Annotated in this window: 13 protein-coding genes; 7 read left to right on the top strand and 6 right to left on the bottom strand. The window is 71.6% G+C overall.

Annotation, left to right across the window (positions count from 1 at the left end; translation table 11 throughout):
- Positions 1–52 precede the first annotated feature (52 nt).
- The 5 genes from ACIOHP_RS49230 to ACIOHP_RS49210 all read left to right on the top strand — a co-directional run bounded on the left by ACIOHP_RS49230 (position 53) and on the right by ACIOHP_RS49210 (position 4,846).
- Complete coding sequence (locus ACIOHP_RS49230; protein ID WP_401898280.1) at positions 53–1,111, top strand: alpha/beta fold hydrolase; 1,059 nt, start codon at positions 53–55, stop codon at positions 1,109–1,111.
- 31 nt (positions 1,112–1,142) lie between these two features.
- Positions 1,143–1,901, top strand: a complete 759-nt coding sequence (locus ACIOHP_RS49225) for a creatininase family protein (protein ID WP_401898277.1) — start codon at positions 1,143–1,145, stop codon at positions 1,899–1,901.
- A 208-nt stretch (positions 1,902–2,109) separates the two neighbouring features.
- On the top strand, positions 2,110–2,970 hold the full coding sequence (locus tag ACIOHP_RS49220; protein ID WP_401898274.1) for an alpha/beta fold hydrolase: 861 nt from the start codon (positions 2,110–2,112) through the stop codon (positions 2,968–2,970).
- 98 nt (positions 2,971–3,068) lie between these two features.
- Positions 3,069–3,947, top strand: coding sequence for a helix-turn-helix domain-containing protein (locus tag ACIOHP_RS49215; protein ID WP_401898272.1), 879 nt, complete (start codon positions 3,069–3,071; stop codon positions 3,945–3,947).
- A 101-nt stretch (positions 3,948–4,048) separates the two neighbouring features.
- On the top strand, positions 4,049–4,846 hold the full coding sequence (locus ACIOHP_RS49210; protein WP_401898271.1) for an alpha/beta fold hydrolase: 798 nt from the start codon (positions 4,049–4,051) through the stop codon (positions 4,844–4,846).
- Positions 4,847–4,901: 55 nt separating this feature from the next.
- Here the strand turns inward: ACIOHP_RS49210 and ACIOHP_RS49205 are convergent, their stop codons facing one another.
- Together ACIOHP_RS49205 and ACIOHP_RS49200 are read right to left on the bottom strand one after the other, a co-directional pair.
- Positions 4,902–5,381, bottom strand: a complete 480-nt coding sequence (locus ACIOHP_RS49205; RefSeq protein ID WP_401898268.1) for a hypothetical protein — start codon at positions 5,379–5,381, stop codon at positions 4,902–4,904.
- A gap of 75 nt (positions 5,382–5,456) precedes the next feature.
- A complete protein-coding gene (locus ACIOHP_RS49200) occupies positions 5,457–5,873 on the bottom strand; it encodes a hypothetical protein (RefSeq protein WP_401898266.1) in 417 nt (138 codons plus the stop codon).
- Positions 5,874–6,028: 155 nt separating this feature from the next.
- On the opposite strand from ACIOHP_RS49200, the gene ACIOHP_RS49195 reads away from it, so the two are divergent.
- Complete coding sequence (locus ACIOHP_RS49195; protein ID WP_401898265.1) at positions 6,029–6,610, top strand: TetR/AcrR family transcriptional regulator; 582 nt, start codon at positions 6,029–6,031, stop codon at positions 6,608–6,610.
- Here the strand turns inward: ACIOHP_RS49195 and ACIOHP_RS49190 are convergent.
- The 3 genes from ACIOHP_RS49190 to ACIOHP_RS49180 form a co-directional block, all read right to left on the bottom strand.
- Positions 6,604–7,497, bottom strand: a complete 894-nt coding sequence (locus ACIOHP_RS49190) for a Bax inhibitor-1/YccA family protein (RefSeq protein WP_401898263.1) — start codon at positions 7,495–7,497, stop codon at positions 6,604–6,606. The two genes, ACIOHP_RS49195 and ACIOHP_RS49190, sit on opposite strands and share 7 nt — an antisense overlap.
- 138 nt (positions 7,498–7,635) lie before the next feature.
- Complete coding sequence (locus ACIOHP_RS49185; RefSeq protein ID WP_401898261.1) at positions 7,636–8,436, bottom strand: GNAT family N-acetyltransferase; 801 nt, start codon at positions 8,434–8,436, stop codon at positions 7,636–7,638.
- A 279-nt stretch (positions 8,437–8,715) separates the two neighbouring features.
- Positions 8,716–10,119 (bottom strand): FAD-binding oxidoreductase, encoded by a 1,404-nt coding sequence (locus ACIOHP_RS49180; protein ID WP_401898260.1) that lies wholly within the window; start codon positions 10,117–10,119, stop codon positions 8,716–8,718.
- Positions 10,120–10,428: 309 nt separating this feature from the next.
- On the opposite strand from ACIOHP_RS49180, the gene ACIOHP_RS49175 reads away from it, so the two are divergent.
- The gene (locus ACIOHP_RS49175) at positions 10,429–11,826 is read left to right on the top strand and encodes a CHASE3 domain-containing protein (protein ID WP_401898259.1); all 1,398 of its coding nucleotides are present in this window, start codon (positions 10,429–10,431) and stop codon (positions 11,824–11,826) included.
- A 17-nt stretch (positions 11,827–11,843) separates the two neighbouring features.
- On the opposite strand, the gene ACIOHP_RS49170 is transcribed toward ACIOHP_RS49175, so the two are convergent.
- Positions 11,844–12,875 (bottom strand): PAS domain-containing protein, encoded by a 1,032-nt coding sequence (locus ACIOHP_RS49170; protein ID WP_401898257.1) that lies wholly within the window; start codon positions 12,873–12,875, stop codon positions 11,844–11,846.
- Between the last annotated feature and the right edge of the window lie 210 nt (positions 12,876–13,085).

Here is a 13,085-nt window from a genome sequence, read left to right as displayed (position 1 = left end):
CCGTTCACGGGTTTGCGGGACGACATCGGATACATATGACGGAAGGCTTCACATGATCAACAGGCGCACCTTCAGCAAGGCCGTCGGCCTGGGCACCGGCGCGGCCGCGGTCTCGCTGTCCGGCCTGCCGACCAACGCGTCCGCCGCGACCGCCGCGCGGCAGTCGAGCGCCGCCACGGTGCCCACCATCGCCCCCGGTACGCACACCGAGTTCCCTGCGATCAAGCAGGTCAAGGCCGGACTGCTGAACGTCGGTTACGCCGAGCTCGGACCCGCCCACGGCCCGGTCGTGATCTGCCTGCACGGCTGGCCGTACGACATCCACAGTTACGTCGACGTCGCCCCGCTCCTCGCCGACCAGGGCTATCGCGTCCTCGTCCCGTATCTGCGCGGTCACGGCAGCACCCGTTTCCTGTCCCGGCACACGCCCCGGACCGCCGAGCAGTCCGCCATCGCGCTGGACCTCATCGCGTTCATGGACGCTCTGAAGATCGACAAGGCCGTCCTGGCCGGCTTCGACTGGGGATCGCGCACCGCCGACATCATCGCCGCGCTGTGGCCCGAGCGGGTCAAGTCCCTCGTCTCCACCAGCGGTTACGTCATCACCGACCGCAAGGCGCAGCTCTCGCCCGCCCCCGCGGCCGTCGAGCACAACTGGTGGTACCAGTGGTACTTCGCCACCGACCGCGGCAAGCAGGCCATGGAGAACGTCGACGACCGCCTCGCGCTGTGCCGCTATGTGTGGACGCTCGTCTCCCCCAACTGGACCTTCGACGACGCCACCTACGCGCGCACGTCGCAGGCGTTCCTCAACCCCGACTACGCCGCCATCGTCCTGTACAACTACCGGTGGCGCATCGGCCTCATCAAGGGCGACCACCACTACGACCGCTACGAGAAGCTGCTCGCGGCGCAGCCGTCCATCGGCGTGCCCACGATCACCCTCGACCCGGCCCTGGACCCCTTCACCGCACCGGGCGACGGCGCCGGTTACCGCAGCCACTTCACCGGCGCGTACGAGCACCGCACGATCGCGAACATCGGCCACAACCTGCCGCAGGAAGCGCCCACGGTCTTCGCACAGGCCGTGGTCGACGCCGATCGCCTCTGATCTCGACACCTTCTGATCTCGAGGAGCCCCGATGAGTGAAGTCCTGTGGAACCGTCTGACCGCCGCCGAACTGCGCGCTCTCGCGGCGCGGGACGCGGTGGTCCTGCTGCCCATCGGGGCCACCGAGCAGCACGGCCCTCATCTGCCCACCGGTGTCGACGACTTCCTGGCGGCGGAGGTGTGCCGGCGGGCCGCGGTGCTGGCCGCCGAGCACACCGGCGTGGTGGTGACACCGTCCGTGCCGACAGGCCTGTCGGAGCATCACATGGCGTTCGGCGGCACCCTCACCCTGAGTCTGCCGACGTTGCACGCGCTGCTGCGTGACCTCTGCCGCTCCGTGATCCGGGCGGGTTTCTCACGCATCCTGATCGTCAACGGGCACGGCGGGAACATGACCGCCCTCAACGCCCTGACGACCGAACTGACCACGGAGTTGTCGACGCCGATCGCGTTCGCCAGCTACTTCGGCGCCGGGCGGGAGGTCGTACGGGACACCCTGGAGACCCAGGACGGCCTGATGCACGCGTGCGAGGGGGAGACGTCCATGATGATGGCCGCCCACCCCGGGCTGATCCGCGCCGAGCACCTGCCCGAGGCGTACGGGCCGCGGATCACGCTGCCCGCGGAGTCCACCGAGCCGGTGTACATGGCCGTGCCCTTCGAGCGGATCACGGAGTCCGGGGTGGCGGGCGACGCCCGGGTCGCGAGTGCCGAGAAGGGGGAGCGGATGCTCTCCGGGTGTGCGTCGGCGCTGGCGGACATCATCGTGCGCGACCCCTGGGCCAAGTAGCCGCGCGGGGGGCAGGCGCCAGCGCGGGACGTTGCTCCGCGCAGTTCTCCGGGCTTGCACGTGGGCGAACCGGAAGCCTCACCCTTCTTCGTCACCACCTTGACAGGTGATGAACCACATGACAGATTCGTCACCAGTTAAAGCGGTGACGTTGTCCGGCAAGGACGGAACCGCAGTTACCGAGAAGATTTCCCGAGAGGACTTTGTCGTGGTGAGCATCAAGGGCGGACGTAAGCGGCTGATCACGGGAGCCGTCGCGACGGCCACGGCGGGGCTCGCGCTCGGCGCGTTCGCCCTCAGCGGCACCGCCAGCGGAGCGACCGACACCGCCGAAGCGGCCGGTGCCGGCAAGCACGTCAAGCCCACCATCGTCCTGGAGCACGGCGCCTTCGCCGACGGCTCCAGCTGGAACGGCGTCGTCTCCCGCCTGCGCGCCGACGGCTACCCGGTCGTCGCCGCCGCCAACCCGCTGCGCGGACCCGCCTCCGACGCCGCCGCCCTGCGCGCGGTCCTGGACCACGTCAAGGGCCCGAAGATCGTCGTCGGCCACTCCTACGGCGGCAACGTCATCAGCGAGGCCGCCACCGACGACGCCGACGTCAAGGCCCTGGTCTACGTCGCCGCCTTCCTGCCGGCCCCCGGCGAGAGCGCCCTGGAGCTGACCAACAAGTACCCGGGCTCCACCCTGCCCGGCACCCTGGACCCGGTCACCTACCAGCAGACCGACGGCTCCACCGTCACCGACCTGTACATCCAGCAGGACAAGTTCCGCCACCAGTTCGCCGCCGACGTGCCCGCGAAGCAGGCCGCCCTGATGGCCGCCGAGCAGCGCCCCATCGCCCAGTCGGCGCTGGAGGAGAAGGCCACCACGGCCGCCTGGAAGACCATTCCCAGCTGGGACATCATCACCACCGAGGACCTCAACATCCCGCCCGCCGTGCAGCGGTTCATGGCCAAGCGCGCCCACGCGCACACCACCGAGGTCGCCGCCTCCCACTCCGTCGCCGTCTCCCACCCCCGTCTGGTGACCGACGTGATCGAGCGGGCGGCCCGCGCCACCGTTCGCTGACCCCCCGCGAAGGGCGGCGGGGCCTGACGCCCCGCCGCCCTCGGCCACACCATGCCCGTGCCACGTCGCGGGTGTGCGGACCGCAGGAGAATGGACCCATGACCTCACACTCCGACCCCCGGGCACTCGGCGCGTTCCTCAAGGCCCGCCGCGCGCAGCTGGAGCCTGGCGAGTGCGGCCTGCCCGAGACGGAGTCCGCCCGCCGCATCGCGGGGCTGCGGCGTGAGGAGGTCGCCGCCCTCGCCGCGATCAGCGTGGACTACTACACCCGCCTCGAACAGGGCCGCGTCCGCGCTTCCGCCTCCGTGCTCAGCACCCTGGCCCGCGCCCTGCGCCTCGACGAGGACCAGCAGCGCTATCTGTACGAACTCGCCGGCCGCGCCGACGACCGCCCGAGCCGTCGCCGCGCCGTGCAGCGGGTGCGTCCCGCCATGCGGCGCCTGCTGGACCAGCTCCCGCACGCCCCCGCCCTGGTGCTCGGCAAGCGGCTGGACATCCTCGCCTGGAACGCGGCCGCCACCGCCCTCTACACGGACTTCGCCGCCGTCCCGGCGGCCGGGCGCAACTACCTGCGTCTGATGTTCCTCGACCCCGACATCCGCGGTCTGCACCGCGAATGGGCCCATGACGCCCGGGACGCGGTCGCCGCGCTGCGCATGGAAGCCGCCGCCGACACCGGCGACCCCGATCTCGCCCGTCTCGTCGGCGACCTGACCATCCAGGACCCCGACTTCCGCACCTGGTGGGCCGAACACCGGGTCAACAGCGCCACCTACGGCACCAAGCACTACCGCCACCCGCTGGTCGGCGACCTCACCCTCGACTGTGACACCTGGGCCGCGGCCGACGACTCCGGACAGCGCCTGATGGTCCTGACCGCCGAGACCGGCAGCCCCTCCCACGACGCCCTGCGCATCCTCACCTCCTGGACCACGGAGTCGGCAGAGCCCGAGGCGGCCCGGGACACAACCACGTAGGTGAACCCTCGGCCGCCCTCTCTCGTGCTCCTAGGGAAGCTCATGCCCGAGTGCACCTCCTGAGCTCCTGCTCCCGAGGCACATGTGAGAGAAGGTGGCGCATGCTCGCGTACGACGTCCATGGCAGCGGGCCCGGTCTGGTGCTCCTGCCCGGTGTCGGCGGCACCTCGGCCCTGACCTGGGAGACACTGCTCGCCCGGCTGGCGGCCGAGCACACCGTCGTCCTCGCCGACCTGCCCGGGTCGGGGTGCAGCCCGTTACCCGTCGGCCGTCTCCAGATCGATGCCGTGGCAGACCAGGTGCTGGCAACCGCTGAGCAGGCCGGCCTCGGCGACTTCGTGATCGCCGGGCCCTCGCTCGGTGCGGCCGTCGCCATCAAGGTCGCCGCCCGTCATCCCGACCGGGTGCGCGGTCTGGTCACTCTGTCCGGCTTCGCCCGGCCGCACACCTCGCTGTGGCTCAGGCTGGAGACCTGGGCGTCGTTGCTCGCCCGCCATGACGACCAGTTGCACACCTTCCTGACCTCACTGGCCTTCTCCGAGGACTTCCTGGCCACCCGCACACCGGAGACGGCCCGGTACCTCGCTTCCCGGCTGATGACGACCGCTCCCGGCACCGCCCGGCAGATCGCCCTCGCTCTCGCCGTCGACGTCCGCCGCGACCTTCCCTCGGTCACGGCCCCCACGCTGGTCGTGGCGGCCGCCGGGGACCGGTTCGTGGCACCGAAGCATGCGGTGGACCTCGCGGACGGCCTGCCCGGAGCGCGACTGGCCGCCGTGCGGGGCGGACACGCGGCGACCTTCGAGGAGCCGGATCGCACGCTGGAGATCCTCACCGGATTCCTCCGTGGCCTCCGCTCATCCCCCGTCGGCCCCCGGCCTCTCTGTTCACCCGTGTGACGGGCCTGTGGCCGCTCGCACGGCGGTCCGGACGAGCAGGCGGGCCCCGGCGCGGTCAGTCCGTGAGGCGGTCCAGGACCACGGTGACGAGCCGGAGCGCGGCGTGCAGTTCGGTCACCTCGGCGACAGTGGGACGGACCACGTCGGACCACTCGCCACGCAGACCCGGCCACACCGCCAGCAGCACCTGGGCGCCTGCGAGGCCCAGATGGGCCACGACGTCGGTCCGGCCCTCACCCCCGGGTGTCCAGGCCAGCAGGACGTGGCCCTGCGGAATGCGCGAGGAGTCCTCCAGCGGCACCCAGGTGGCCATGAGAGTGCCGTGCACCGGGGTCACGATCGCGCCTCGCACGCCCCCGGGCATGGGCTGCCGGGTCAGCGTCGACAGCTCGGCCCGGGTGCCGGCGCCGGTGCCCGGCACCAGCGCGATGGCGGGCCGGGCCGAGCGGTGACCGTGGGACCGCTGACCGGCCGGTGACGTCGTGGCCGGCGAAGGGCCGCCGCCCGGTCGGCTGAACCTGTCACGTCTCGTCATGCCCTCTCCCCCTCTGGCGCCCGGTGCGTACGTCGTGGCACGGAGTTTTCCGGACCCAAAGGGCGAGGACATCCGTCATCTGACTGCGGGTCCGGCTCGGAACCCGTGGTCGCCCTGCCCGGGGGTGCCCGCGGCGATACGTTCCACCAGCTCCGCGGCGCCGCCCGGCGAGGTGTCCCGGTCGGCCTGGGGGGCCGGATGCGCGGACACCTCGTGCAGCGCGGCCAGGAAGTGAGCGAGGCGGCCCCCTCCGACGTACGTCAGGGCGACGCTGCCCTCCCACAGAACCTCGCGCAGCCGGACCGGGGTGAACTGACCGTCCCCGGCGCAGGCCATCAGCAGCCGCCCCGCCAGGGATCGTTCCAGCGGTCCGGGGGCCCAGCGGCCCTGGTCGAGGTCCGCACCGAGGACGGCGGTCAGCTCGGCGAGCCGCTCCATGGCCGGCATGCGCCGCTGCGGGGCGGCGCCGGAGGCGACTGTGTCATGGGACATGGGATGCGATGGCCTTCTGTTCGGCAGGGTCTTGGGTGACGTGTGTCCGGCGTGTCCGCCCGAGCACATGTCGGTGTAGGTTTCAGTGAGAATACGTGTCTCGACGGGGCCTAGTGAAATGTGTGCGCCTCGACGGAGAGGGACCCGGAGCATCGATGAGATCGGACGCACTGTCCAACCGTATGCGCATCCTGGAGGCGGCGGCAGAGGTGCTCGCCGCTCCCGGTGACACCTCGCTGAAATCCATCGCGCGCAGGGCGGGCGTGGGCCAGGGCACGCTCTATCGCCACTTCCCCACCCGTGAGTCGCTGGTGCTCGAGGTGTACGGGGAGGAGGTCGAGGAACTGGTGGCCGCCGTGCCCGAACTCCTGGGCACCCTGTCCCCGCAGCGCGCACTGTGCGCCTGGCTGCGGCACCTGCTGTACGTCGGGCGGTGCACGCCGGAGTTCGCCGACGCGATGAGCGGGGCCTGCGAGGCGGCGACGGAGCAGTGCCGGCGGGCGTACCGGCCGCTGTCGGACGCCCTGTCGGCGCTGGTGGCGGCCAATGTGGCCGCCGGGACCATCGCCCCGGGAACGACCGCAGAGGACGTGCTCGTCCTGCTCGGTCCGCTGTGGCGGGTGGACGCGGACAGCGAGGAAGGGACGCGGGTCGAGCGGCTCTTCGATGTGCTGATGCGGGGGCTGTGCCCCGAGTCCGGGCCGGAGGGCCGGCGGAGCCGGGGCCGGGATCAGTAGAAGTCGTCGGCCGGGTAGAGGGTGAGCAGCCTGACCATCTCCACGTACAGCCAGGTCAGGCTGAGGGTGAGCCCGAAAGCGGCCGGCCAGCGCTGGTCACGGGGTGTGCCGCGGGTGAGGGCGTCCTCGATCCTGCGCAGGTGCAGGGGCACGAACGACACCGCGAGGGCGATGCCCACCACGCCCATGAGAACGCCCAGGCCGATGGAGTGCAGGCCCAGGCCGTCAGCGCCCATGAGGGGGAACAGGGCCGCGTCCGCGAGCGCGAGGAAGCACCCGGCGAGCACCACGGCACCCACGTAGCCGTACCGCCGTCGGTGCACGCGCATCCAGCGCAGCCGGTGGGCGAGGAGTATCCCCGCCGAGGTCGCCATCGTCCCCAGGACGGTCTGAACGAGCAGGCCCGGGGAGAGGCGGCTGAACGCGGTGGTGGAGAGCACGCCCAGACAGCTGCCCTGCAGGGCGGCGAACGTCAGGGTCAGGGCAGGGGACGGCAGTTTGCGGCGGCACTGGATCACCACCAGTGCCGCGCCGAGCAGTCCGGTGCCGGCGACGACGGCGTAGGCCACGGCCGTACCGACGGGCAGATGAGGCAGCAGGACCCATGACAGGGTGACGGCGAGGGTCGTCACCCCGAGCCCTGCCAGCCAGCGGGGCAGGACGTCTTGCATCGTCAGCAGGTTGCCGACGGACAGGGGCGGCGGGTCGGTGTCGTCGCCGTGGACCTGGTCGAGGTCCTGGCCCGGTGAGCTGCGGCCTTGTCCGACGGCGATCCCCGCGCGCGGGTCTCTGGCCGCCGTCTTCTGCCCGCCCCGCCGCTCGAACCGCGGCCGGGCCAGTATCGGGTTGCTGCTCTTCAGTGAACGGTGCTGCTCGACCGGTGTCACGCCAGGTCCTCTTCTCCGTGTCGGGACACGCCGGAGGCGTCGGCTGCCGTCAGCCTGCACGAGCGGACAAACAACGCACATCAGTCAGTTGACGGTGCGATGCGCCGCCCGTTGGAGCGCGGCGTGGGTGGTCATGGGTCAGCTCGCCGGGGTGTAGAAGCGCAGGGGAGAGTTCGGCTCGAAGCCGATCCTCGGGTACACGGGAGCCCCGGCCACGGTCGCGTGCAGGGTGGCTCGGGTCAGGCCGGTGGCGCGGGCACCCTCGTACAGTGCCTTGCGGGTCACCGCCTCGCCGTAGCCGCGGCGTTGCTGGTCCGGGTCGGTGGCGACCAGGATCACGAACAGGCGGCCCTGGGCCTCGACGGTCGCGGCGCACGCGACCGGGGTGCCGTCGCGCAGCGCCAGGTAGGCGTACACCTCCCGTTTCCACAGCGCGGAGCCGGCCAGTCCGTCGCGGCCGTCCTCCGGATCGAAGCCGTAGGCGCGGGAGTTGATGTCGGCGTAGGCCGTGAGCTGCGCGTCGGTGGTGACTCGCTGGAAGGTGAGCTCGGGGTGGTGGGGCTCGGGGACGGGCAGCAGGTCGCCGGCCATGCCGGTGCCGGGGAAGGCGTGGACGAGGCCCGCGCGCTGTGCGGCGTCCTCGAGTGCGTCACGCGCGTCGTCCGTGAGCAGGTCCTCGAACAGCCACAGGAAGCCCGGCCGTCGCTTCGACCTCATGATGTCCGCGGCCTGGTGCAGGCGCTTTTCCAGCAGTTCCCGGTCGGCGCCGACCTCGTCGAGGGTGATCGCGTTCCAGAAGGCGAAGCGGCAGTCCGCCCAGCGGACGGCGATGCCCGGCAGGTCGCGGACGTCCGCCTGCTCGTCCCGGTCGAGCACCATGGCGCGCCAGACCGTGGACAGCTGTGCCACCGATTCGACCGCGGCCGCGAGATCCGTCACCGCAACTCCCTCACCTGTAGTGCGTGCACGTCATCGGTTCAACGACCGGAAGGGGCCGCGGCACCGGGTTCCCCTTCCCGTCCTCGCCCCCACAGCGGGGACGGGAAGGGGAACCCGGTAAGCGGCCTGCCCGGATGAGGACCATCCGGAAACCGCCGCCTGGTCCCCGCCCCGGCCGACGGCGAGAACCTGCCGCCCTTCACACGGATACGGGGACGCCGCGGGTTCACCGGGCGAGGCACACGTGATTCACATGGAGTTGGAGCACGTGTGGCGTCATCAGGCGGGGGTGATGTTGTAGTTGAAGCGGAAGAGGTTGGCCGGGTCGTACGTCCTCTTCAACGCGGCCAGCCGCTCGTACCGCTGTGCCCCGTACAGCTCGCGCACTGCCTCGGTGTCGGTCGCCTCGTCCGGCGAGAGGAAGTTCACCAGGTTCCGCTCGTCCGCCCAGGGGGCCAGGCCGTCGAAGACCCGCGCCAGCTCGGCCCGCAGCGGCTCCGCCTGGTCCGGGCCGCCCACCGCGAAGCCGAACATGGCGTACGGAAGGCCGCGGCTGGGCACGGAGTTGAGGAACTCCGGTTCCCGGTCGAAGGCGCCGCCGAGCGCCCGTATCTCGACGTTCACCAGGGTGCATCCCGACTCCGGGCCGGTCAGTTCCACGAGGGTCTGAGCGGTCTTCGCGGAGAGCTCCGCCAGGCCGAGGCTGCGGTCGTAGTACGGCATCGCGTCGACGGGGTCCATGTGGATCTCCGCGATCGCGGTGAACGGCTTCTCCCCGACCAGGTCGATCAGGGCCGGCGCGGACGCCCGCAGCGGCTCGAGGAGCCGCTCGCCGTCGGCCGCCGAACCGAGGTAGCCGATCCGCAGATGGATCACGAAGGCGCCGCGCAGCGGGTCGGGCAGTTCGGGGAGGTCGGGCAGCCGCTGGACGGCGAGGGAGGAGGTCATGTCCTCCCCCACTGTCGGCAGCCAGGCCCGCCAGGCGTCCAGCACCTGAGGCAGGTGCTCGCCGGCGAAGTAGATGCCGCCGCCGTAGAAGCGGGTGACCGGGAAGACGTCGAACTCGATCTCGGTGACGACGCCGAAGTTGCCCTTGCCGCCCAGCAGTGCCCAGTACAGGTCCGGGTCGCTCTGTGGGGTCACCCGGCGCGGTTCGCCGTCCGCCGTGACGACGTTCAGCCGTCGTACGTGGTCGGCGGCGTAGCCGTGGGTGCGGCCCAGCAGCGGGCTCTGACCGCCGCCCAGCGTGTAGCCGACGACACCGACCTCGGGTGCCGAGCCGACGACCGGGGCCAGGCCGGCCTCGGCCGCGAGCGGCAGCACCTCGCTCCAGCGCACGCCCGTCTCGACGCGTGCGGTGCCGTGCTGGGCGTCGACGGACATCCCCTTCATGCGCTGTGTCGTGATCAGCAGCCCGCCCTCCGCCGGGGAGACCACCTGGTGGGCGGCGGTCTTCACCGCGACCGGCAGGCCGTGCCGGGCGGCGAAGCGGACCGCCGTCACCACGTCCTGCTCGCGGCTCGCGCCGACCACGACGGCCGGGCGCAGCGGGCAGACCAGGTTGAACGTGGCGCACTCCGCCTCGTACCCCACCGCGCCCGGCTCCAGGACCGGGCCGGTGACGGATTGCCGCAGCTCCGCCACGTCCTGCGGGCTCGGCCGCCCGCCCGCCGCACCAGACATATCCGCACTCATCTTGATCGCAGCCTCACTCACACACGCGGGACACCCGGTGGCGCGCCCGCGCGGAGCGGCGCGGGGACAGCGACGGGGCGTCGTTACCTGACGTGAGGGACACGAGTCGGACGCCCTTCGCCGTTCACATGGATGTGTGCACAGGTATGTGGGCGCGGGTCCGCCTCTCGGCTGGACACGGGACGCCAGGCCATCACTGACCGGCGGGGTATGTGCGCGATCGGCACACCTTCCCATGGGCTGGAGATACATTGCACACTCTGGGGTGTCTGGATTCTTTCCATCGGTAGGCGGGGTATGAGCGCGCAGCAGGAGTACAGGGGTCGGCGACTGGGGCTGACGAGCCTCACGGTCGCGGCGAGTGGCCTGCTCGCCCTGCTGATCGGTGTGGCGTTCGGGGTGCTGCTGTGGGCGATCTCCGACGCCAACAGCTCCACCTCGGCCCGTCGGGCCTCCCGTACCGCGCTCGTCGAGGCCGGGACCATGGAGCGGCTGCTCCTCGATCTCGAGACCGGGCAACGAGGCTTTGTGATCACCGAGCACGAAACGTTTCTTCAGCCGTGGCACCAGGCGCGCTCCGAGCTCCCCGCGGCGGCGCGGCGGTTTGTCGGAAGCGCCACCTCCACGGAACAGCGGCGTGCCGCGGTGCAGATCGCCCAGGGCGTCGACTCCTTCCTCGACGACTACTCGGTCCCCCTGGTCCGGATGGTCCGGAGGGACGATCCGGAGGCGTCCTCCCTGGCGACGACCATGGAGGGCAAGGAGCGCGTCGACACCTTGCGGACCCAGTTCGGCCGGTACACGGCGGACGAACGCGCGCAGCTCGCCGAGCGCACCGACGCCGCCGGCACCAACAGCCACCAGGCGGTGCTCGCGGCGGCCGCGGGGCTCGCGGCGTCAATGGCGCTCGTGGCCGTCTTCACGATCCTGCAGCACCGTGCGGTGGTACGGCCGGTGCGCGGGGCGGCCACCGCCGCGCAGGAGCTGGCGGGCGGCGACCTGAGCATGCGCATCCGGCCCAGCAGGGTGGCGGAGATCGACGCGCTGGGCAGCTCGTTCAACAGCATGGCGGCCTCGCTTCAGGACAGCCGCCGCCGGATCATGGAGAGCACCGAGGCCGTGCACCGGCGTACCGCCCGGGATCTGCACGACGGCGCGCAGCAGCGTCTGGTGAGCCTGATGATCGGGCTGCGGCTCGCACGGGAGATGTTGCCCGAGACGGAGACGGCGACGGCCGACCTGCTGGACCAGTCGATCGACAACGCACAGACCGCGATCAACGAGCTGCGCGAACTGGCCTCGGGCATCTATCCGCTCGTGCTGACGGTGAAGGGGCTGGTGGCGGCGGTCAAGGACCTCGCGACCCGCTGCCCGGTCCCCACCGTCGTCGAGACCAGGGACGAGCGGCGGATCTCCTCCACCGTCGAGTCCAACGCCTACTTCGTGGTGGCTGAGGCGGTGACGAACGCCGTCAAGCACGCCCAGGCGTCCCGGGTCGACGTGTCCATCGAGTTCGGGGACGTCCTGCGCATCAAGGTCGCCGACGACGGGGTCGGCGGTGTCGGCAAGGCGACCGCCGGCAGCGGGATGACCGGGCTGACGGACCGGGTGGCGGCCTTCGACGGCAAGCTGGCCATCGACTCCCCGCCCGGCGGCGGCACCACCATCCTGATCCAGATCCCGCTGCGGGACTGAACAGGCGTGCGCGGCTCTCAGGGACCGTCGGCCGGGCGGAGGGGGACGGTCGCGGTGAGCGTGGTGCCGGTGCCGGAGGTGTGGCTCACCGTCAAGGTGCCATCGAGGCTGACGGCCCTTTCGGTCAGGGCGCTCAGTGCCGCCTGGTCGGCCGTCGTCACGGGCGGTGCTCCGTCGTCGACGATGGTGAGCAGCAGGTCCGGGCCGCGGTCTGCGGTGACGTGGACACGGGCGGCCGCGCCGTGCTCCACGGCTCGCTCGACGGCCTCCGCGACCAGGAGATAGGCCTGGGTCTCGATCAGCCGGGGCAGTCGGCCGGACAGGGTGCCCGAGACACTCAGCCGTCCGGGGTGCCGCCGGGCGAGGGCGGCGAACGCCGCGGACAGTCCTCCGGCACGCAGAGCGCCGGGGCACAGGGCGTCGGTGACCTCGCGGACGCCCGCGAGGGCCTCCTCGGCGTCGCGTACCGCGTCGTGCAGCAGATCGGCCCCGGGGGACGGGATCGCGCCCAGCGACTGCCGGGCCATGTGGAGCCCGAGCAGAGCCCTGACCATGCGTTCCTGTGCCTCGTACTGGAGGATCTCGGCGTACCGCCGCTCCCGTTCCGCCTGCCGGTGGGCGATGAGCCGGAGGGGTGCCCGCGGATCCTGCGGCGCCGAGCCGACGGGATCCGGCTCGGCGAGTGGCTGGAAGATGTACAGGGCTACGTCGCCGTCCGCCTGGGGCAGGGGAACGCGGGTCCAGGCGACCTGCAGGAGCGAGCCGTCGGCGCGGCTGAGCAGGCCCGTGCCCCGTTCGGGAGCGTCCAGGCCGGCCGGTGCCGGCTCCGGCGCCCCGGGCGCGGTGTGCGTGGTGGGCGTGGCTGTCGGACGTCCGTCGCGGCCCAGCAGGTCGGACGGCCGGGTGTGTCCCGTCGTCTCGGCAGCCGCCGGGTTCGCGTAACGCACGGTGTGCTCGGCGTCGACGGCCCAGACAGGCTGTCGTACGACGTCAAGAACACTTCCCCAGGCTTCGGGCACGCTTGCCCAGGCTCCGGCGATCGACGTCATCGCGCTCTGTCCTTCCCCCCGGCCCGGCGACCTGCTGCCGCACCCACCGCCGGGGACGACTCTGGCAGGCGGTTCTCGGCCACGCATCAGTCATCTGACTCGGCTTGTGCAAGGGCGTGGTTCTGGTGTCGTTGTCAGGGTGTGGTGGGGGTGAACAGGTTTTTCAGGTCGGCGTCGAAGAGTTTGTCTTTGGCCACGAAGGATTCGATG

The organism is Streptomyces sp. NPDC087859 (assembly GCF_044742595.1).
In the GTDB taxonomy this organism is placed as follows: Bacteria; Actinomycetota; Actinomycetes; order Streptomycetales; family Streptomycetaceae; genus Streptomyces; species Streptomyces canus_F.
Note: the sequence above shows the minus strand (reverse complement) of the source record. Positions and strands in the feature narration are given on the sequence as shown.